At 46.2% G+C, this 19,636-nt stretch carries 21 protein-coding genes; 12 read left to right on the forward strand and 9 right to left on the reverse strand.

Annotation, left to right across the window (positions count from 1 at the left end; genetic code table 11):
- Window positions 1-172 precede the first annotated feature (172 nt).
- Complete coding sequence (locus tag AC5YB1_RS05085) at window positions 173-364, forward strand: hypothetical protein (protein ID WP_494520969.1); 192 nt, start codon at window positions 173-175, stop codon at window positions 362-364.
- A gap of 98 nt (window positions 365-462) precedes the next feature.
- On the opposite strand, the gene AC5YB1_RS05090 is transcribed toward AC5YB1_RS05085, so the two are convergent.
- Window positions 463-1,233 carry an integron integrase gene (locus AC5YB1_RS05090; RefSeq protein WP_494520970.1) on the reverse strand — a complete coding sequence of 257 codons (771 nt, stop codon included), beginning with the start codon at window positions 1,231-1,233 and terminating at the stop codon, window positions 463-465.
- A 38-nt stretch (window positions 1,234-1,271) separates the two neighbouring features.
- Window positions 1,272-1,499 (reverse strand): phage integrase N-terminal SAM-like domain-containing protein, encoded by a 228-nt coding sequence (locus tag AC5YB1_RS05095; protein WP_494520971.1) that lies wholly within the window; start codon window positions 1,497-1,499, stop codon window positions 1,272-1,274.
- Between the two features lie 332 nt (window positions 1,500-1,831).
- On the opposite strand from AC5YB1_RS05095, the gene AC5YB1_RS05100 reads away from it, so the two are divergent.
- Together AC5YB1_RS05100 and AC5YB1_RS05105 are read left to right on the forward strand one after the other, a co-directional pair.
- Window positions 1,832-3,088: an AAA family ATPase gene (locus tag AC5YB1_RS05100; protein WP_494520972.1), complete on the forward strand. Its 1,257-nt coding sequence runs from the start codon at window positions 1,832-1,834 to the stop codon at window positions 3,086-3,088.
- Window positions 3,081-3,746: an HNH endonuclease family protein gene (locus AC5YB1_RS05105; RefSeq protein ID WP_494520973.1), complete on the forward strand. Its 666-nt coding sequence runs from the start codon at window positions 3,081-3,083 to the stop codon at window positions 3,744-3,746. Before AC5YB1_RS05100 ends, AC5YB1_RS05105 begins: the two co-directional genes overlap by 8 nt.
- Window positions 3,747-3,865: 119 nt before the next feature.
- Here the strand turns inward: AC5YB1_RS05105 and ltrA are convergent, their stop codons facing one another.
- Window positions 3,866-5,215, reverse strand: coding sequence for a group II intron reverse transcriptase/maturase (gene ltrA / locus AC5YB1_RS05110; protein WP_494520974.1), 1,350 nt, complete (start codon window positions 5,213-5,215; stop codon window positions 3,866-3,868).
- Window positions 5,216-5,851: 636 nt separating this feature from the next.
- Between ltrA and AC5YB1_RS05115 the strand changes: the two genes are divergently transcribed.
- From AC5YB1_RS05115 to AC5YB1_RS05135, 5 genes are all read left to right on the forward strand, one after another.
- Window positions 5,852-6,064, forward strand: a complete 213-nt coding sequence (locus tag AC5YB1_RS05115) for a hypothetical protein (protein WP_475514784.1) — start codon at window positions 5,852-5,854, stop codon at window positions 6,062-6,064.
- Window positions 6,065-6,479: 415 nt separating this feature from the next.
- Window positions 6,480-6,686, forward strand: coding sequence for a zinc ribbon domain-containing protein (locus AC5YB1_RS05120; RefSeq protein WP_110457298.1), 207 nt, complete (start codon window positions 6,480-6,482; stop codon window positions 6,684-6,686).
- A 196-nt stretch (window positions 6,687-6,882) separates the two neighbouring features.
- Window positions 6,883-7,128: a Rho-binding antiterminator gene (locus AC5YB1_RS05125; protein ID WP_494520975.1), complete on the forward strand. Its 246-nt coding sequence runs from the start codon at window positions 6,883-6,885 to the stop codon at window positions 7,126-7,128.
- A gap of 214 nt (window positions 7,129-7,342) precedes the next feature.
- The gene (locus tag AC5YB1_RS05130) at window positions 7,343-8,161 is read left to right on the forward strand and encodes a cobalamin-binding protein (RefSeq protein WP_494520976.1); all 819 of its coding nucleotides are present in this window, start codon (window positions 7,343-7,345) and stop codon (window positions 8,159-8,161) included.
- A 50-nt stretch (window positions 8,162-8,211) separates the two neighbouring features.
- A complete protein-coding gene (locus tag AC5YB1_RS05135; protein ID WP_494520977.1) occupies window positions 8,212-8,595 on the forward strand; it encodes an MAPEG family protein in 384 nt (127 codons plus the stop codon).
- A 241-nt stretch (window positions 8,596-8,836) separates the two neighbouring features.
- On the opposite strand, the gene pyrC is transcribed toward AC5YB1_RS05135, so the two are convergent.
- On the reverse strand, window positions 8,837-9,865 hold the full coding sequence (gene pyrC / locus AC5YB1_RS05140) for a dihydroorotase (protein WP_494520978.1): 1,029 nt from the start codon (window positions 9,863-9,865) through the stop codon (window positions 8,837-8,839).
- A gap of 413 nt (window positions 9,866-10,278) precedes the next feature.
- Between pyrC and AC5YB1_RS05145 the strand changes: the two genes are divergently transcribed.
- From AC5YB1_RS05145 to AC5YB1_RS05155, 3 genes are all read left to right on the forward strand, one after another.
- Window positions 10,279-11,931, forward strand: coding sequence for an FAD-dependent oxidoreductase (locus tag AC5YB1_RS05145; RefSeq protein WP_494520979.1), 1,653 nt, complete (start codon window positions 10,279-10,281; stop codon window positions 11,929-11,931).
- 81 nt (window positions 11,932-12,012) lie between these two features.
- Complete coding sequence (locus AC5YB1_RS05150; protein ID WP_494520980.1) at window positions 12,013-12,447, forward strand: YeeE/YedE family protein; 435 nt, start codon at window positions 12,013-12,015, stop codon at window positions 12,445-12,447.
- A 9-nt stretch (window positions 12,448-12,456) separates the two neighbouring features.
- Window positions 12,457-12,921, forward strand: coding sequence for a DUF6691 family protein (locus AC5YB1_RS05155; RefSeq protein WP_494520981.1), 465 nt, complete (start codon window positions 12,457-12,459; stop codon window positions 12,919-12,921).
- Between the two features lie 77 nt (window positions 12,922-12,998).
- Here the strand turns inward: AC5YB1_RS05155 and AC5YB1_RS05160 are convergent, their stop codons facing one another.
- The 5 genes from AC5YB1_RS05160 to yjjX form a co-directional block, all read right to left on the reverse strand.
- Window positions 12,999-13,442 carry a SufE family protein gene (locus AC5YB1_RS05160; RefSeq protein ID WP_494520982.1) on the reverse strand — a complete coding sequence of 148 codons (444 nt, stop codon included), beginning with the start codon at window positions 13,440-13,442 and terminating at the stop codon, window positions 12,999-13,001.
- A 32-nt stretch (window positions 13,443-13,474) separates the two neighbouring features.
- Complete coding sequence (locus AC5YB1_RS05165; protein ID WP_494520983.1) at window positions 13,475-14,686, reverse strand: cysteine desulfurase; 1,212 nt, start codon at window positions 14,684-14,686, stop codon at window positions 13,475-13,477.
- Between the two features lie 89 nt (window positions 14,687-14,775).
- A complete protein-coding gene (locus AC5YB1_RS05170; protein ID WP_494520984.1) occupies window positions 14,776-15,816 on the reverse strand; it encodes an NADP(H)-dependent aldo-keto reductase in 1,041 nt (346 codons plus the stop codon).
- A 286-nt stretch (window positions 15,817-16,102) separates the two neighbouring features.
- Complete coding sequence (locus tag AC5YB1_RS05175) at window positions 16,103-17,071, reverse strand: bifunctional helix-turn-helix transcriptional regulator/GNAT family N-acetyltransferase (protein ID WP_494520985.1); 969 nt, start codon at window positions 17,069-17,071, stop codon at window positions 16,103-16,105.
- A 198-nt stretch (window positions 17,072-17,269) separates the two neighbouring features.
- Window positions 17,270-17,839: an inosine/xanthosine triphosphatase gene (gene yjjX, locus AC5YB1_RS05180; RefSeq protein WP_494521584.1), complete on the reverse strand. Its 570-nt coding sequence runs from the start codon at window positions 17,837-17,839 to the stop codon at window positions 17,270-17,272.
- Between the two features lie 515 nt (window positions 17,840-18,354).
- Here yjjX and AC5YB1_RS05185 point away from each other — a divergent pair.
- Entirely contained in the window at window positions 18,355-19,626 is a 1,272-nt protein-coding gene (locus tag AC5YB1_RS05185) for a serine/threonine transporter (protein ID WP_494520986.1), read from the forward strand.
- The last annotated feature ends 10 nt before the right edge of the window (window positions 19,627-19,636 follow it).

A 19,636-nucleotide genomic window follows, 5' to 3' on the forward strand; every position in this document is an offset into this window, starting at 1 on the left:
TGGAATGAAGAACGATGACATTTGTTTGAGTAGCGGCTGGCTGCATTTTTATTTATTGATGTGCTTTGAAGACGCACCTTAATGGCAATCTATCACCTGCGGTGAGCTTATGTGCAAACACTTCTGCGACACGGTGAGGTGAAGCGTAGCTTCGCGCTAACGAACCAGAGGCATGGACGCCGAACTGGCTTTTAGACATGGACGTTGTTCAAGCACAATCCCTGTGGGCTCTACGCCAGCATCCCTACTGGCAAAGGCCGCAGCCGCGTTTACACTTGGTATCGAACGTTTCTTCGATTTGGCTGCATTTGGTGTGAATTCAGAGTTAAATGCTAACGTGCTTTTGCCCCTTTATCATTTATAACAATTACTCATTCGAACTTTGTGTTTCTGTGTTTACCTTATATTTATTAATGCGGAAAGCAAAAGATAAGGCCCTAGTAACTTGTCTTGTAGTATGCCTTAAAGACTATCAAGAGGGCTTATGACCCCAGTATGATGGCCACCAATCACATGGGTATATATCTCGGTTGTTTTGACATCACTGTGTCCCAATAACTCTTGGATGGTACGAATGTCATGCCCTTTGAGTAATAAAGATGTTGCAAATGAATGGCGAAAAGTATGGGCGGTAACGCGCTTATCTATACCACTGTTAGTGGTAGCTTGCCTTAATGCACGTGAAAAAGCCGTTGGATGAATATGGTGTCTGCACACGTAGTTGTCACTTGGGTGCATACAACGGCGGCTAGCAGGAAAGATATATTGCCAATGAAACTTAGAGGCGTTACTGCGGTATTTTCTGATGAGAGAGATGGGCAATGAAGCAAGTCCAAAGCCATCTGACAAATCCGTCTCGTGGAGCTTTTTTACCTGTTTTATTTGTGACTTTAGAGCATCAATCAATCCGTTAGGTAGCATACAAACTCGATCTTTTTGCCCTTTACCTCGGTACACAAAGATAGATTTAGTGGTTAGATCAATATCTTTTACTCTAAGTTTTAGGGCTTCCTTTAATCTTAGGCCTGAGCCAAATAGGATGGCACCAATTAAATAGTGGTAGCCTGACAAATTGCTGATGATCAGTTTTGCTTCTTCGTTAGACAATACCTGCGGTATTCGTTTAGGGGCTTTTGCATAGGGAAATTGTAACTCATTGGGCTCAACGTTTAACACATGGCGACAAGCAAATACAATGGCACATAGGGCCTGTTTCTGGGGGCTCGCCGACACTTCACACTCCACAGCTAAAAAGCAGAGAAATTGTTCAATCAAAGCGGGGTTATATCAGCGCCATGACGAATATTGCAATGTCGAATGAAATAGCGGTTCCAATAGAGGTAGGATTTTTCTGTTTGATAGCTGTAATGGCGTACCCTGATCTCTGTCCGTATAGCCTCCAAAAATGTTAATTGCCCCATAACCGTTACCTCACCAGTGAACTGTATGTATATACAGTTATAATTCAAGTTAAGATAATTACCATGAAAAAGATGCATAAATCGTTTGATTGGCGCATCGATAATACTAACTTTTAAACATTAACTCATTATTATCAATGGTTTGTAATATATATAAAAGTGTTATGCAGACCTCGTAAACACCTATGCATCTTTTTATCTGTTAAATTGTCATATTTAACCTGTATTTTTTTGTTAAATAATATATTTACAACAAACACTTACAAGTGATATTTTGACGAAGAGACTTACAAGAAAGCAGGAGGTTATCCTGCTGCTAATCAATAAGCTGTTATATTTCTAGTTTAGGTTTCAAAGCATAGATAATCCTATTAACTTTTTACTACAGAATCACATTATAAGGTACTGACATGTCAGGCTATTTGAAAAAAATCAAAACTAAAATTCCGTTCTCAAATAAAGAAGTCGACATTAATGTTGATGGTAAAACTCTAATCTTAACAGGCGGTAATGGTTGCGGTAAAACACAGCTGATTGAGTTCATCTTTGAAAAGCTAATTGATTCAGTTGTTAAAAGAAACAATCAAACTGAACAAAGTATTCAGCAACAATTAAAACAACATCAAAATCAGCTTTCACAAAGAGGACCTGCTGATCAGCACTATGAACATTTCTCGAAACAGGTTGAAACTTTTAAAGCGAAACTAGCAGAAGTGAATAACCCGCCACTTCAAATTGGTCAACTCGATGAATTTGTCGTTGGCCACCAAAATTTTACAGCTATACTGTCATCATTTGAAGCAATGAGAAAGTCAGAGATTATAAAACCATCTGCTGTGACTAATTTAGATAAATTACGTGAACAAGATAAGAATTTATCGCAACAGCATAACAGTAAGAAAAAGACGTCATCCATATTTGAAGAGTTCTTGGTCTCAAACATTGCCAATCAGGCGTTCTCTGAATCAACTAAAATAAATAATGATCCCGAGGAAGCACAACGCATAGAAAAATGGTTTTATAAGTTAGAAGCTGACTTACAAAATTTATTTGAAGATGAGCATCTCCAACTCAAGTTTGACTCCAATTCATTTGTATTTAAGATTCATCAACCTAATAAAGAGCCATATACATTACAAACTTTATCCTCTGGTTTTTCTTCAATTATGGCTATATATGCAGACCTGATAACGAAAGTATCTTTACGATCTATAAATCCAGAAGATTTAACTGGTATTGTTATCATTGATGAAATAGACGCTCATTTGCACGTGTCATTACAGAAAAAAATATTAGCATTCTTAAAAAATTCTTTTCCAAAAGTTCAATTCATCGTTACGACACATTCACCTTTTGTAGTTACGTCAATCGATGATGCTGTTATATACGACTTATCAAGTTGTCAGCAAGTTGAAGACCTTTCAATGTTTTCTTACGAAGCTGTTTTAGAAGGCTTGTTCGGTGTTCTCCCAATATCAACGTTGCTACAAGACCAAATAGAAGAACTAAGTGAATTACTTAAAAATAGTCCAATAGACGTGGCTGAAGTTGAGGGCTTATTAAGCAAGTTACCTAAAGATAAAAGCGTTTTAGACGAAGAGTCATTGTATTTTGTGAAATCTGCAGATATTGCTATTAGTAAAGCAAAGAGGCAGTTAGATGTTTAAAGTAATAAGAAATGAAAATGCACCTGCATCATTAGCAAATAGACGAAGTTATAGTGAACAAGATGTTTTAGATGCCTTAAGTCGAGTGTTTCATAAAAAATGTTATATCTGTGAGACTAAAGAGCCAATTGATATAAATGTAGAGCATTTTGAACCTCACCTCGGTGACCTCGATAAGAAATTTAACTGGGATAATTTATATTTTTCTTGTGGGCGCTGTAATAATATCAAACTAGCTAAGTATAATGATCTGCTTGATTGTTGTGACTTGAGTGTTGATGTATTAAGAGCAATTAAACACGTACCACCCATTACGCCATATGCTAAATGTCTAAGAATTGAGCCTCAAAATGATGATGAAAAAACAAAACTAACGGCTGAATTAATTGAAAAAGTATTCAATAGTACACATACACCTAATAAAACGGTTTCTGCATCATTTCTAAGAAAGAAAGTATTCCAACAATTTAATTTATTTTTGGACCTACAGCGCGAATATTTTGATGAGCTAGCTTTACCTGTTGAAAAAGAAACTGCTCTTGAACGTATGAAATTATTGATTAAAGCATCATCACAATACTGTGCATTTATAAGCTGGTGTGTTTTAGATGATGATGAACTTGCTCCATTATTGGATGAATTTATTGGCACTACATAATGATTAGGAAATATCAAATCACCTAGTTCGAAATATAATCGGGTAGCCGGAGGTATCTAGCCTCCAGCCCCCACACCACCCTGCATGCGGCTCCGCACAGGGCGGTTCATTTAGAACGCCTAACCTGTTTTCTGGTTCGGATAGTGAACCGCGATCCATCCATCTCTCAGTGAATACAATCCTGCTTTCTTAAGATACTCATTACTCAGCGCTTGCTGTATTCCTGGTGTTTTCGAGCTCCGCCATGGGCCTTTACTTGTGATCCCACAAGCAACGGCTGCTTGGATCCTGACGCCTCGTTTAAGTAAATTCTGCACCTTAGTCCGTGGTTTTCGCCACTGACGCCAGTAGCACATCCGTACTCGACGACGGATCCAATGGTCTAAATCGACACACCCTTGGTAAGCGTTGGCTATGCCAAAGTAATTGATCCAGCCTTGCATGTATTGACGCATTTTAAACAGCTGATAACTCATACTCACGCCCCAATTTCGGTTCGTTAGTCGCCTCATCTTTTGTTTGAAAATGTGTAATGTTTTAGCATGCCACTGGATCTTTCCGCGGTTAAAGGTAAAACCAAGGAACTTGCTTTGATCGACCTTAACCACTTGGCTTTTCTGCTCATTAACGGCCAGTTTTAGCTTAGTGGCAAGGTATTGAATAATACTCTTGAGTACCCGTTCACCCGCTCGTTGAGATTTTACCAAGATGATAAAATCGTCTGCGTAGCGAGCGAATTTATGCCCTCGACTTTCCAGCTCTTTATCCAGACTATCCAACATAATGTTAGAGAGTAATGGTGAGAGTGGGCCGCCTTGAGGCACGCCTTCAAAACTTGCTTCAAATTGGTCGTTGATCATCACGCCAGCACGCAAGTATTTACCAGTAAGCGCCAGCAGACGCTTATCCTGTACCTTGATCCTCAATTGAGTCATCAACAGGTCGTGATTTACTCGATCAAAGAACTTGGACAGATCAACATCGACGGCAAATTTGCGTTTCAGTTTGATGATATCCCTTACTTGCAGTACCGCTTGTTTGGCATTTCTGTTCGGCCTAAAGCCAAAGCTGTTGGTCGAGAAGAATGGGTCAAACAGTGGCGTGAGTATTTGAGCAATGCCTTGCTGTATCACACGGTCAATGACGTTAGGGATCCCCAATTTGCGTTTACCTCCATCGGGTTTGTCGATCTCTACGCGTCTGACCGCTGAGGGTTGGTATTCACCTAGCTCTAATTGAGATTTACACTGTTGCCAGCCGCCTTGTTGCATCCAGAGCGGGAAGGCTTCGATGGTCATGCCATCGACGCCAGCTGCGCCTTTATTGGCTTTAACTTGACGCCACGCCCGGTGTAGATTTTTAGGTTCGAGCAGTTGTTGGAATAGATCGCGGTTGAAAGCCGGTTGCATATCAATACGCTGCTGATAGTAATCGTCTGGCGACGTAGTGGGTATCGACAAGTTTGACAAGACTCCTCCTTCTTCTAAATGTTCAGGCCTTCACCATGTACCCACAACGCTACCGCGGGGTATGCTATCCCATCCATTACGATGGGCATTGGGCTACTATGCCGTCTGCTGACTTCTGCTTAATCACATGCCAAGTTACCCTGTCATGCGCTATCGGTTTCCATCTAGTTCGCTCTTTTCAGTCGATGAAATTGAAAAGCCAAGGCACTTATAAACCAGAGCCTCACTGGTTAATGACCGATCGCGTGTTAAGCAGATCTCCCCAGATAAGAACATGAACTTTCTTTGCACTGCTGCATCATTTACGGTGGCCATTAGATCACGTGGTTTCGTCGTCTTGTGCCAACTCACCTCTAGCCTACGCCTCATATGATGTTCTTGTTCATCAGCTCGCAAATTTGCTAGCGGCTTCCTTCAGACCAATCCTCGCGGATAAGCCCTTGCCATTCGCTAGTAGTTAACGTTTAATAACAGTATGTTATTTAGACGGTGATCTTCCTACAGAGGACTTTCACCTCATTAGTTCATGCCCATGCTGGGCGTACACAAGTTGCTGCACTCGGAAAAATTACTCGCTGCGCTCCCGATTTTCCGGTGAGCAAGGCGTTATAAGTAAATCAAAGTAAGGAGTTTTAAATGGATATTAATGCTACTTCACTAGGTCAAATAATTGCCCTTATTATTTTTATTATGCCGTTAATCTTATCTTTAAAGTCAAAAGCTGTATCCGGGTATCATAAACTGGCTTGGTTCTTTCTGACTTTGTTTTTTTCTTGGTTAGGCTTCCTTGTATTTTATTTTACGATTGTTAAAGCTAAGTCGTATGAAAGTGGTAAAAATCATTCATAGTTATAGAAAATAAATAGATAGAGAAATAAATAGACATATATGGATGCTCCCAGTTAGTCAAGGCTGTACTTCGCTAACCGAGGCAGTTTTGCCTTAGTTTCTATTTGTTCTTGGCTCTCGTTCAGTGCTTATTGATTGACTCTTTCGCTTTAAGCAACGCTTTTAAAAGTAGCGAATACATAGACAGGCATAGTTAATGCTCTAGCCAAAAGAGTTTGCCATCCGCATCATAAAACTCACTATTTAGACTCAAATAAACCGTTTTCCTTATCCATAAATAACAATAGGCGTTGAAAGTGCATTTGCCGATGTAGGGCATGACAATGTGTATTGATATTGGTTAGTAACTTAGTTATGTTATTGATTGGTAACGGATGCGCATCTATTTGGTAGCATTTATTAAAAAGGAATTAATATGTCTAAAAATTGGAAATGCCCCAAATGTGATTGTTGTGATTATGATACGGATACTATTGCAACGACGGGAAGTGGTTGGTCTAAAATATTTGATATGCAAAACCGAAAATTTACTGCTGTAATTTGCACTAACTGTACTTATACCGAATTTTATCGCGGTAAGACGAGTGCCTTAGGTAATATTTTCGATCTATTCACTAATTAATCAAAGCTGATAAAAGTTAAGTGGACGCCATCCATGGGCTCAATCTTGTTTGGCTTAACATTGAAGTCCACCGTTTGGCTCTTTTAAGGGCAATTTCATTTGGCCATTGCCTCTAAGGTTAACATTGGGGATGGGGACCGGTACCTGAAAGTGATGTTATTCTGCCTACTCTATCCAAGTGAACAGGACGCGGTTTATGATCAGTTGCGCTAATTATGACTACATAGAGATAGTTTGCTTGTTTAATTATCCTGTCGAAATCACATTAAAATCGGGTGAGGCCATCACAGGAAAAGCTATTGATACCGCAAAAAATCATCAAGGTGAAGAGTGCATAAAACTCAAGATTGAACACGATGATTTATTGGTTGTTTTAGACTCGATGGCAAAGCTAACGATTGTCGTTGATAACCCCCATTTTAAGGAAGTTTTATTCGACTAAGTCGGCAGCGGCTTCGTTCAGAAGTATCTGCACATCCCCAGCTTATGCAGGTCTGTTTCCACCACCGAGCGTATAGCGATATACTCCTGACCCAGAAAAAGAACCTATGCTATTGCTTATGCCTGGCTTGGATTGCTGCACCATCAGCAGCTTCTAGCTAGCGGCCGAGGATTGAGGTAAGCAGCGCGAGATGCGATTAAAGGATAAGAATAAAATGATAAAAAAATGGATGTTAGCCCTGCTATTAAGCTGGCCTGTAGTGGCATTGGCCGCCCCCGCGAGCAGGATTATCGCCCTGTCGCCCCATGGCGTTGAGATGCTTTATGCCATTGGCGCGGGTGATAATATTGTCGCCACCACAGATCACGCCGATTTTCCCGAGGCGGCAAAGCAGATCCCCCGCATCGGTGGCTATTATGGGATTCAAATTGAGCGGGTGATTGAGCTCAACCCAGACTTAATTGTGGTGTGGGGCAGTGGCAATAAGGCCGAAGAGATTGAGCGTCTAAGCCAATTAGGCTACCCCATTTATAACAGCGACCCTAAATCGTTGACCGCAGTGGCAGAGGATTTACTGGCATTGGGACAGCTCACCGGCCATGAGGCGCAGGCGCAAAAGGTGGCCAGCCAGTATCAGCAGCAGTTGCAACAATTGCGACAGCAAAACCAAGATAAGCCACAGGTGAAGGTGTTTTATCAGTTATGGTCGACGCCGCTAATGACGGTGGCCAAAGGCAGTTGGATAGAGCAGATCATCGAGGTGTGTCATGGCGAGAATGTGTTTGCCGATGCAGCCAGCGCTTATCCGCAGGTGAGCCTCGAAGCCGTGCTATTGAAGAGGCCACTGGTGATTTTGCAAAGTCAAGATAAAGGTAATGTCAATGGGGTAGACTGGTCGAGTTGGCAGGAGATCCCAGCGGTAAAACAGCAGCACATTTATCAACTTAATGCCGATTTATTACATCGCGCCGCGCCGCGCGCTATCTTAGGTATCCAGGCGCTGTGCCAAGCGCTAGATAAGGCGCGCTCATAAAGTGCGCTGACGAACCCCTTGCCCGTTATTTGCTAAAAGGAATATGCATCATGACCATTTTATTAACGTGTTTATTGTTAGCCATGTTACTGCCTTATTTGGCCAAGGGGCCGGTGGCGGTAGCTATGGCAAAGTTGGGGGGCTATGACAATCATCAACCTAGAGCCCAGCAAGCGCAGTTAACTGGCTTTGGCGCGCGAGCGGTCGCTGGGCATCAAAATGCCTTTGAATCGCTACTGATTTTTGGCTTGTCGGTGTTGAGCGTGATCGCGCTAGATAAGGTGAATGACACTGTGGCGTTACTTGCTGTGGGGCATATTATTGCGCGGGTCGCTTACCATATTTTGTATCTGCTGGATAAAAGCACCTTACGCTCGCTTTCTTGGTCGGTCGCCATCGGCTGCAGCTTTGCCATTTTTGCTCAAGCCTTTTAATGGTCTTTCATCGGCCGATTGCCGCTGCTATCGGCGCTTGGCTCAGATTAGCTTGGCTTAGTTAAGATTAGCTTGGCGTTAGCATAAGCGTATCGTGCCCATAAAAAACACCGCCGTGATGGCGGTGTTTTGTTATCTAGCTTGGCCATTAGCCCAAGCCCTAACGTGGTGTGCGATTTTCATCGCCCAGTGAGTAAGCTCTGGCATATCGACAGTCACGCAAGCCTATAGGCTGTTTGGCTTAGTCTTCGACTTGCCACTCGATGCGCTCGCCTGCGCGAATCGGCACCACACCTGTCTCACCCAGTGGATAAGTGGCTGGCACATCCCAGCTGCGTTTTACTAGGGTGATGGTGTCGCTGTTGCGCGCTAGGCCGTAAAAGTCAGGGCCGTTGAAGCTGGCAAATCCTTCCAGCTTATCGAGTGCATTAACCGACTCAAATGCCTCGGCGTACAGCTCGATAGCCGCATGAGCGGTATATGAGCCGGCGCAGCCACAGGCGGCTTCTTTACGATCTTTGGCATGAGGCGCCGAATCTGTGCCTAAGAAGAACTTTTTGCTGCCACTGGCCGCCGCAGCCAGCAGTGCCTGCTGGTGAGTGTTGCGCTTTAAAATGGGCAAGCAGTAAAAATGCGGACGAATACCACCGGCTAACATATGGTTACGGTTATACAGCAAGTGATGGGCGGTGATGGTTGCGGCCACATTGTCTGGCGCGCTCATCACAAAGTCGACCGCATCCTTGGTGGTGATATGTTCAAGCACAATTTTCAGCTTGGGAAAATCCTGCACCACTTGCTTTAAGGTGTTCTCGATGAAAATGGCTTCTCTGTCGAAGATATCGATTGATGAGTCGGTGACTTCACCATGGACCAAAAACAGCATCCCCACCTCTTGCATCGCCTCAAGCACTGGGTAGATGTTGTTCACATCGGTCACGCCAGAATCTGAGTTGGTGGTGGCACCCGCAGGGTACAACTTAGCGGCAACCACTTTGCCAGAGGCTTTGGCGGCGCGAATATCCTCGGCCGTGGTGTTGTCGGTTAAATACAGCACCATTAACGGCTCAAAGTTGGTGGTGGTGACCGCTTTGATACGCTCATAGTAGGCCATGGCGCTGTCAAGGTTAGTGGCGGGTGGCACTAGGTTTGGCATGATGATCGCGCGGCCCATATAGCGGCCAGTGTCTCTAACGGTATCGGCAAGCACGTCGCCATCGCGTAGGTGAACATGCCAGTCGTCGGGGCGAGTAATGGTTATTGTGGTCATTGAGGTATCTTTCTTTGGCGTAGAGTGGCTGGATCTTATGTGGCTAAGCGAGCGCTGTAAAGAGCCAAAAGGGCACTTATTGACGCTCAATCGGCGATAAATCATCTGTTTATCTCCTTCTTTAGTCATAATTACGACGGTTTCACATCATTAACCCATTAACTGTGTTACTCCAATATGAATAATGAAAATCCGATCTCTTAGGTTTTTCTAATAAAAGAATTTTGCATGTTCCTATAGATGTAATACACTCGTCGGCTCATAAAAACTGAGCTCGTTGCCTTGCACAACCGCTGTTAGTCGATTGAGGCAGGCCAATCAAGCTAAGGGCTCAGTTACTCGAAAAGCCGAAGCACCCGGGGCACCGCGACATAGGCCAAGGTGAATTTGAATCGCAAGTCAGGAGACAGTAAATGAACAAGTTATTGATTATTGGTGGTGTTGCCGGTGGGGCATCGGCTGCGGCTCGCGGCAGACGATTAAGTGAAGATGCTGAAATTATTATGTTTGAGCGCGGCGAATATGTCTCTTTTGCCAACTGTGGCTTGCCTTATCATATCAGTGGTGAAATCAGTGAACGTAGTGCCTTAGTGTTGCAAACTCCAGAGAGTTTTAAGGCGCGCTTTAATGTGGATGTACGGGTGCAGCATGAAGTGCTTGCTATCGATAAGACGGCTAAAACAGTGACGGTTAACAATTTACGCACTGGCGAGCAGTATACCGAGCACTTTGACGCCTTAGTGTTGTCACCGGGCGCAGCGCCTATTACGCCGCCGATCCCAGGGCTTAATAATCCGCTGACGTTTTCGCTGCGTAATATCCCAGACATGGATCGCATTTTAGCGGCATTGAAACAGCAGCAACCGCAACATGTGACAGTGGTGGGTGGCGGCTTTATTGGCCTAGAGATGATGGAGGCACTGCGCCATCTGAATATCGAGGTCACGCTGTTGGAGTTGTCTAATCAGGTGATGATGCCAGTGGATCTTGAAATGGCTAATCTGCTCCATCAAGAAATTGTTGAGCATGGCGTAGATTTACGTTTGAACTGCGGCCTTAGCGCTGTTGAGCAAATCGAAGGTGGTTTACAGCTTTCGCTGAGCACAGGTGACACATTAACAACGGGCATGTTAATTACCGCGATTGGGGTCAAGCCTGAGACACGTCTTGCGGTCGAAGCCGGATTGGCGATTGGCGAGTTGGGCGGCATTTTAGTCGACGATAAGATGCGTACCAGCGACAGCGCTATTTTTGCGGTTGGGGATGCTGTTGAGGAGTTTGATTTACTCACAGGTGAGAAGGCATTAATCCCACTGGCAGGCCCAGCAAATCGTCAGGGACGCATAGCCGCCAATAATATTTTCGGCGCTGATGACAGCTACAACAAAACCCAAGGCACGGCGATTTGCCGCGTGTTCGATCTGGCGGTAGCCAATACCGGCCTGAATGAAAAACGCCTGCAAAAATCAGCCATCGGCTTTGATAAAATTTATGTACATGGTGCTAGCCATGCCAGCTATTTTCCTGGGGCGCATCCGGTGTCATTGAAGCTGCTTTACAGCACTGAAGATGGCAAGATTCTAGGCGCGCAGGCCGTGGGTAAAGATGGGGTCGATAAGCGCATCGATGTGCTGGCCGTTGCGATTAGAGCTGGGCTGACGGTTTATGATATGCAAGATATGGAGCTGACTTATGCGCCGCCTTTTGGCTCGGCTAAAGATGTGCTCAATCAGGCGGGTTTCGTGGCCGCCAATATCTTAAAGGGCGACAGCCGAGTGTGTCATAGTGAAGAAATTGATGCTCGCAACCCTGCGCAGTGGCTGCTTGATATTCGTAATCCAGGTGAATTAACCAAGATGGGCGCCATTGAAGGGGCGGTCAATATTCCGTTAGATCAATTGCGCGATCGGTTAGATGAACTGCCTAAAGATAAAGAGATCTTAGTATTTTGCTATGTTGGCCTACGCGGTCACGTGGCATACCGTATGTTGGTTAATCATGGCTTTAAAGCCAAAAACTTAACCGGGGGTTACAAAACGTACTTAATGGCCAATGCACATTATTAAGGCGCGTATCTAGGCTCATTCGACTTAAATCGATTGAGCTTATTAAATTTTATAAGTTATTGAAGGTGAAAGGAGTATTCGATGTTTTCATCCTATGTTATTGCATTATGCGGTGGCGTATTAGTGGGGCTAGGGGCGATTTTACTGCTCCTGCTCAATGGCCGCATTGCCGGCATTAGTGGTATTTTATCGGGCGCGCTATGGGGCAGCAAGACCCAAGCCAAAGGCTTGGGCTGGCAATGGTATTTTCTGGGCGGGTTATTGCTCAGTGGTACCATCATGGGCGCACCGCTTGAGGCGATATTTGGCCTTGCGCCTATCGAGTTAAGCTCAGTGTTGCAGTCGACTCCGTTACTGCTTATCTCGGGTGTTTTAGTGGGATTAGGCTGCGCGATTGGCAGTGGCTGTACGAGTGGCCACGGCATTTGTGGCGTTGGCCGCTTATCGCCCCGCTCGATGGTGGCGACACTGGTGTTTATGCTGATGGGTGTTATTTCTGCGGTAGTTTTCCACTAAGGTGTTGAGATGAAAAAGATTGTTGCACTATTTTGTGGTGTATTATTTGGTACAGGTTTAATGCTCTCTGGGCTGGCCGATCCCGCTAAAGTGATTGGCTTTTTAAATGTGAGTCTACTGCTGAGCGGCGAGTGGGACCCGACCTTGCTGTTTGTGATGTCTGGCGGTTTGGCAGTTTATTTACCCTTGTATCTGCTGGTGGTTAAGCCTCGTGTGCAGGCTAAGCTTGGCCCCGTATTTGATAAGTGTTACCACCTGCCCACCAAGCGCGCTATTGATGCGCCCTTGGTCATTGGGGCTGCCTTGTTTGGTTTAGGCTGGGGCATGATAGGTATCTGTCCTGGGCCATCGATTGTTAATTTAGCCCATCTGGACCTGCCTATGGTGTTATTTGTTGTGGCGATGATCGTCGGGGCCTATATTGGCCGGCAGATGAATCGAACCCTGCCACTGACGGCCAGCAGTCGCCAGTAGTGTTGCTTATCAACAGCAGTAAAAAGCCTCCTAACGGAGGCTTGTTGTCTATTGGAACAGGGCCTATCGGGGCGAGCTTATTGAGCGGCGGCTTTTATGGCTAACGCCAGAGCATACAGGCCGTTAGTACGAGATGGGCTCAGCTGACCGGTGAGGCCTAACTGGTCAAAATAGGCATTAATATCCAGCGCTGCGATGGTTGCACTGTCTTGGCCATGGGTGACGGCAAGCAGTAAGGCGACTAAGCCTTTAACGATACGGGCATCGCTGTCGGCCACATAATAGTGTTTGTTGTCGATACCGATGTGATACAGCCACGCGTTACTTTCGCAACCTTCAACCTTAGCTGTCTCAGTGCGCAGGCTCTCATCGAGTGTCGGTAAGGTTTTACCCAGTAACATGATCTCACGATAACGCTCTTGCCAGTTGGCGGCGGCATTAAAACGCTTTATGATCGCCTCGCTATCGAAATGCTGGGCTAAAAAGAGGGCCTCGGCCGGTTGTGGAGTGGCTTGCGTCATGGAAGTCCTTAAATTATGCAATGGGCCGCGCTTTACAGCAGCAGGTCTTTGACTGAGGCAAGCGCCTCGATAAAACGGTCGATATCTTGCTTACTGGTATACACCCCAATAGAGGCGCGGCAGCAGCCGTTAAGCTGTAAGGCGTGCATCAGCGGCATGGCGCAGTGGTGGCCGCAGCGCACCGCAATACCTTGTTGATCCAGTAAAATCCCCACATCTTGATGGTGCTCGCCAGCAAGGTTAAAGGCCACCGCGCCAATATTATCCTCATGGGCACCGTATAAGGTGATATCGCCTACATCACTCAGCCTGCGTTGCAGGTACAGCAGCAACTCAGTTTCACGTTGTTGTGTCTGCACTTTATCTAAGCCTGCAATAAAGCGTATCGCAGCCCCCAGGCCGATAACGGCGCTGATCGCAGGCGTGCCGGCTTCCAGTCGGTTAGGTAACGAATTAAATTGGGTTGTTTCAAAACTAACCTGTTTAATCATCTCACCGCCCGTGAGCAGTGGGCTGAGGCTATCGAGGCGTTCAAAGCGGCCATAGAGAATGCCAACGCCAGTTGGGCCATACATTTTATGTGCCGAAAACAGGTAAAAATCGCAGTCGAGTGCCTGCACATCCACCGGCAAATGCGCAATGGCCTGTGCGCCGTCGATCACAGTGATCGCCCCCGCTTGTTTTGCTTGTTTAACCATCTGCTGCACAGGATTGACCGTACCAAGCACATTAGACACATGTCCAAGGGCGACGATGGTAGGCTTATCGGCCAGTAGCCGCGCGTAGGCGTCTTGGTCGAGGCGCTGTTGTGCATTGAGCGGAATAGGGACAATCCTTGCGCCAGTGCGCTGAGCGAGCATCTGCCATGGCACTATGTTGGCGTGATGGGCGGCGCTGTCGATTAAAATGGTATCGCCTGGGCGCACCTGCTCACTCAATCCGTGGGCCACCATATTGATGCCTTCGGTGGTGCCATGGGTAAAGATGATCTCTTCGCGGCGCTTGGCATGAATAAAGCGCTGCACGCTATCGCGCACGGCCTCATAGCTGGTAGTGGCTCGGCTCGATAACTGGTGCGCAGCGCGGTGTACGTTGGCATTATCGTGTTGATAATACTGAGTCATCGCCTCTATCACCGCTAATGGCTTTTGGCTGGTGGCCGCGGTATCGAGGTAACACAGCGGGTAATCCCCTAAGGTTTGAGCAAGGGCGGGAAACTGCGCGCGCAGTTGAGTTAAGTCCATTGGTGGTTCCGGCAGCAATAAATAAACAGGCGCTAGGATCTTGGGAGATCTTAGCGCCTATTGCAAGCTTTTGTCACATCCCTTGCCCGTTAGGGGCAGGGCAGGCGATAGCGATCGGCCAGTTCGTTGAGTCTGGCCAGTAACGGCTGGCTCAGGGTGACATTGAGACTGTCGATATTCTCTTTGAGCTGCTCAAGATTGGTGGCGCCAATGATGTTAGATCCGACAAATTTTCGACTGTTGACGAAGGCCAAGGCCATTTGCGCTGGGCTAAGGTTAAATTCGCGTGCCAGTTCCACATAGGCTTGCGTCGCTTCGAGCGCTAATTGGGTACCGTTATAACGGGCAAAGCGCTTAAACAGCGTCATACGCGCGCCTTCGGGCCATTGGCCGTCAAGGTATTTGCCACTTAGGGCGCCAAAGGCCAGTGGTGAATAGGCCAGCAGCGGTAACTCTTCGCGGTGGGCGATTTCCGCCATGCCCACTTCAAAGCTACGGTTGAGTAAGTTATAGGGGTTTTGCACGCTAATGATACGTGGTAAGCCATGTTTTTCTGCTAATTGCAGATATTTCATTAAGCCCCAAGGGGTTTCGTTAGAGACGCCAATATAGCGAATTTTACCGGCGCTGATTAGTGACGCTAAGGCTTCTAGGGTATCGATGATCGGCGTGAGTTTTTCTTGATCTTGCTGCTCGTAACACAGTTCGCCAAAGAAATTGGTATTTCTGTCAGGCCAATGCAGTTGGTACAGATCGATGGTCTCAATCTGTAAGCGACTCAAAGAGTCATCGACCGCTTGGTGAATATTACGCCAGTCTAGCGCCATATTGGGGCGGATATAGTCGCTCTTGCCACCGGGGGCCGACACTTTAGTGGCGATCACTAGGTTGTCGCGATTGCCGCGAGCCTTGAGGTATTGGCCTAATATGCGTTCGGTTTCCCCTTGGGTTTCAGCCTTGGGGGGCACAGGGTACATCTCGGCAGTATCGATAAAGTTGATGCCTTCGCCAATGGCGTAGTCGAGCTGAGCAAACGCTTCGCTTTGGGTATTTTGCTCGCCCCACGTCATGGTGCCCAGACAAAGTTGGCTGACGTCGAGGTTAGAATGCGGGAGTCGTCTATAGTCCATGAAAGTCTCCGGAATGCACAACAATAATGTTTAAAACTAGGGGCAATGGCTGTTGTAGGGGGATTGGCTTTGCGGGTAAGATGAGGCTTTAAGGTCATCATTGTTGTCTTACCTAGCGGCCCTACCATGGCCAAGAATCGCGCCCCTTGGGCTTAACAGCATGAATCGGAAAAAACTCATCTGTAAATACCACTAGACCCTATCAATCTTTATTGTAAAACACTAGTTAATTTGTTGCCCCACAATTCAATAATGTATCTCAATGATTTTAATGTTAATTGTGCGGTCAAAGTTTGAGCAGCATAGGGAGTTCACAGGCATCATGGCCAGTGTCGCCTAAGGGCTGATTTAGGTGTTCGAAGCCCAGTTTTTCATATAATACCAAGGCTTCTTTGAGGCAGGCCGTGGTCTCTAAGTAACAGGCTTGATAACCTTGCTTGCGGGCAAACTCTAGCGCTTGCAAGGCTAAACGCCGCGCAAAGCCTTTGCCGCGTAAGCTGGGCAAAAAATACATTTTTTGCAGTTCACAAATTCCATCATGGTCGGCTAATGGCGCGATCCCCGCCCCACCTAATACTTGTCCATTGTGAGTGATGACCCAGTAGTGGGCATCACTCATCTCATAGACCTGATACAAGCTGTCGAGAGTGGGGTCGGCAACCCCATAGCCTTTATCTGGTGTGAGGCCATATTCGGCCGACACACAGCGGATCACCTGGGCGATGTGAGGGTTATCGTTTGGAGTTATACTGCGGATCGCAAAGTTTTGTTGCTGCTCGGCATAGGCGATAGCCCGCGAATACAGGTTTAACGAGTCGGTGAGCTGACTCACTTGTGCCGCAGAGAGCTGGGCGAGGATCTGCTGATATAAGGTATTTTGTTGCTGATTAAGGTTTTTGAGCTGGCGTTTACCTTGGGGTGTCAACTTGCATAATGAACTGCGGCTGTCTCTGGGGTTAGTGCGGCTTTGTGCGAGTCCTTTTTCACACAGTTGGCTGACGGCGCGACTGGCATTGGACTTGTTGATATTAAGCAGCTGTGCCAGTTGATTGACCGATAATTCTTGGTTACTGAGCTCGATTAATGCATGGGCTAGCACAGGTGATAAGTTTAACGGCATACCATCGGTGTTGAGCATTCCCAATTGCCTGACTAAGCGGCGTGATATTTTTCGTAACGAGGAGCAGGTTTGCGGTAACCCTGTCTCCGTTAGTTGTGAGACATTATCAAGAGAAGTGATGCTATTGTCAGTCATTGGCTATCCGTTGTCATTCATAGGTGGGTTGCGCGAATCGTCGCCTAGCAAGCGATTGAGGTTATCATAAGCATGCTACCGATAACGTGCGTATCCTATTTAGTTGCAATGGATACCTAATTTAGACGGCTTATTTTTTAAATGCAAGCCTTTGCTAATATATAGCCGCCATGACCATGGGGCGGCTAAGTTTGAGCCTTAAACATAAACCTGTGGATTTAAAATGGGGGCCATTGCCAACACAATCGCTTGGGTGTAAACGCTTTCGCGACTGGCTTTACCATCCGTCAGTAGGCCTATGGCACCGCCTTTTTGCTTAATGTTGACTGTGTTAAACAGCCTATCCATGACATCACCTAACTCTTCGCCGTCGACTAAAGCTTGATACACGGCAGTGGGGAGGGGCAGTTGGGCGCTACGACCGACAGACAGTTTGCCTTGATGGATAATGGCCATGTAAGCATAAGTGGCAGCGCCATGCTCGAAACAGTCAACACCGCCTTCCATGGCGATGTAGAGTTCGGCGCTTAAGTGGGGTTGTAGCTCTGCTTGTTGCTCACAGTAGCGCGCTCGGTTGATAGCGCCTGCGCGAGTCTCGCTATCTGTCATGGGCTGCGCAGCCACGCCAGAAGGGGCGTGGATACCTTGGCTGATGATCTGCGCCTGCGGAAAGAGCAAGGCGATGGCATTGTGCGCCGCGGTAATTTTTACTGGATTCGTCGAACCGACGGTAATACGAATAGGACTCTCTGTCACAAGCGGGGGCATGAACTCATCTCGAATTAACTGTGTTTTAGCCACTATTTTGCCATAGCCGCGACCATAGTGCATGAGCCTGGCTAGATTTTGTCACGATTGTAACATTTTCGGCAGAGTGGCGACCTAAGTTGCACGGTCAATACAATGTGATCTTGGTTGGGGTTGGCGTTGCTTTTGCTGGTGCGTGTCTCGCTTTTTCTTGTGGCGTGACAAATATCGTTATTTAGCTTTTACGCAATTACCGTGTTGCCCAGCCAGGCTGGCTTTGCGGTAGCGCAACTGTTAACGCTAGGTGTATATAAGTTAATCCTGTATTACCAATATGAAAAATTACTACAGCTTTAATTGAACACCGATCACAATATTAGCTGATTATGAAATTTCATTACAAAATACCGTGTCAGATCAATTTTTAGTGCACTTTATCCTATATTCTGTGACCGAATTTAGTCGTACTGCTAGGAAAATCCTAGTCAGTCGTAGCAAAACATAAGATGCCTTGAGCATCAATAAAGGTCACATTTATGCAAAATGAAGCGACAGTTTCTCAAGTGTTAACCCCGGCTCCGTCGAAGTGGACCCGTACCGATACAACTTGGATGTTAAGCCTGTTTGGCACTGCGGTTGGTGCTGGTATTTTGTTCTTACCGATTAATGCCGGTATGGGCGGTTTTTGGCCTCTCGTGATGATGGCGTTGATCATCGGTCCTATGACCTATTTAGCCCATCGCGGTTTGTCACGCTTTGTATGTTCGTCACAAAAGCAGGGCAGCGACATTACTCATGTGGTTGAGGAGTATTTTGGGGCCGGCGCAGGTAAAGCGATCACTGTGCTGTACTTCTTTGCGATTTATCCTATCGTACTGATTTATGGCGTTGGTATCACCAATACTGTCGACAGCTTTATCGTCAATCAGTTAGGCATGGCATCGCCACCACGCTTTATTTTGTCAGGTGTGTTGATCTTAGCCATGATGGCGGTGATGGTGTCTGGCGAGAAATTTATGCTTAAAGTGACCCAGCTATTGGTGTATCCATTAGTGGGCATCTTGGCCTTCATGTCTTTGTACCTCATCCCAAGCTGGAAAACCGATGCCTTGATGCAAGTGCCAGCTACCGCTGACTTCTTAGGCACTGTGTGGTTAACCATTCCGGTATTAGTGTTTGCCTTTAACCATTCACCTGCTATTTCACAGTTCTCAGTATCGCTTAAGCGCGAGCATGGTCAGAACGCGGCGAAAAAAGCCGACGTGATCTTGCGTAACACCAGCATGATGTTGGTGGGATTTGTGATGTTGTTTGTGTTCTCTTGTGTGCTATCACTCAGCCCTGCGCAACTTGGCGAAGCCAAAGCGCAAAACTTACCTATCCTATCGTACTTGGCCAACGTGCATGCGAGCGGTTTTGTCAGCTACTTTGGTCCTATCATTGCGGTTATCGCGATTGTTTCTTCATTCTTTGGTCACTATATGGGAGCGACAGAGGGGATGCGCGGCATCATCACTCAACAGCTTCGTAGCGCAGATAAAAAAGTCAGTGACAGTAAGATTGATAAGTTTATCTTGGCATTTATGTTCCTCACCATCTGGGGCGTGGCGATTATCAACCCAAGTATTCTTGGCATGATTGAAGCGTTAGGCGGGCCAATTATTGCGGCTATCTTATACCTAATGCCTATGTACGCCGTATACAAGGTGCCAAGCTTGAAAGCCTATCGTGGCCGCATTAGCAATGTGTTTGTGATCATTGCGGGCTTGTTGGCAATGACAGCCATTCTCTTTGGCATGCTGTCTTAAGCTACTGATT

This window comes from Shewanella sp. 433 (assembly GCF_059338565.1).

Bases quoted from the DNA above. Each gene is read 5' to 3' on its own strand.
- AC5YB1_RS05155 (WP_494520981.1), top strand. From the start codon at position 12,457: ATGAAAAAGATTGTTGCACTATTTTGTGGTGTATTATTTGGTACAGGT.
- AC5YB1_RS05130 (WP_494520976.1), top strand. From the start codon at position 7,343: ATGATAAAAAAATGGATGTTAGCCCTGCTATTAAGCTGGCCTGTAGTG.
- AC5YB1_RS05165 (WP_494520983.1), bottom strand. From the start codon at position 14,686: ATGGACTTAACTCAACTGCGCGCGCAGTTTCCCGCCCTTGCTCAAACC.
- AC5YB1_RS05120 (WP_110457298.1), top strand. From the start codon at position 6,480: ATGTCTAAAAATTGGAAATGCCCCAAATGTGATTGTTGTGATTATGAT.
- AC5YB1_RS05105 (WP_494520973.1), top strand. From the start codon at position 3,081: ATGTTTAAAGTAATAAGAAATGAAAATGCACCTGCATCATTAGCAAAT.
- AC5YB1_RS05095 (WP_494520971.1), bottom strand. From the start codon at position 1,499: ATGCATCTTTTTCATGGTAATTATCTTAACTTGAATTATAACTGTATA.
- AC5YB1_RS05175 (WP_494520985.1), bottom strand. From the start codon at position 17,071: ATGACTGACAATAGCATCACTTCTCTTGATAATGTCTCACAACTAACG.
- AC5YB1_RS05145 (WP_494520979.1), top strand. From the start codon at position 10,279: ATGAACAAGTTATTGATTATTGGTGGTGTTGCCGGTGGGGCATCGGCT.
- AC5YB1_RS05185 (WP_494520986.1), top strand. From the start codon at position 18,355: ATGCAAAATGAAGCGACAGTTTCTCAAGTGTTAACCCCGGCTCCGTCG.
- AC5YB1_RS05115 (WP_475514784.1), top strand. From the start codon at position 5,852: ATGGATATTAATGCTACTTCACTAGGTCAAATAATTGCCCTTATTATT.
- AC5YB1_RS05100 (WP_494520972.1), top strand. From the start codon at position 1,832: ATGTCAGGCTATTTGAAAAAAATCAAAACTAAAATTCCGTTCTCAAAT.
- AC5YB1_RS05125 (WP_494520975.1), top strand. From the start codon at position 6,883: ATGATCAGTTGCGCTAATTATGACTACATAGAGATAGTTTGCTTGTTT.
- pyrC (WP_494520978.1), bottom strand. From the start codon at position 9,865: ATGACCACAATAACCATTACTCGCCCCGACGACTGGCATGTTCACCTA.
- yjjX (WP_494521584.1), bottom strand. From the start codon at position 17,839: ATGCCCCCGCTTGTGACAGAGAGTCCTATTCGTATTACCGTCGGTTCG.
- AC5YB1_RS05170 (WP_494520984.1), bottom strand. From the start codon at position 15,816: ATGGACTATAGACGACTCCCGCATTCTAACCTCGACGTCAGCCAACTT.
- AC5YB1_RS05085 (WP_494520969.1), top strand. From the start codon at position 173: ATGGACGCCGAACTGGCTTTTAGACATGGACGTTGTTCAAGCACAATC.
- AC5YB1_RS05160 (WP_494520982.1), bottom strand. From the start codon at position 13,442: ATGACGCAAGCCACTCCACAACCGGCCGAGGCCCTCTTTTTAGCCCAG.
- AC5YB1_RS05135 (WP_494520977.1), top strand. From the start codon at position 8,212: ATGACCATTTTATTAACGTGTTTATTGTTAGCCATGTTACTGCCTTAT.
- AC5YB1_RS05150 (WP_494520980.1), top strand. From the start codon at position 12,013: ATGTTTTCATCCTATGTTATTGCATTATGCGGTGGCGTATTAGTGGGG.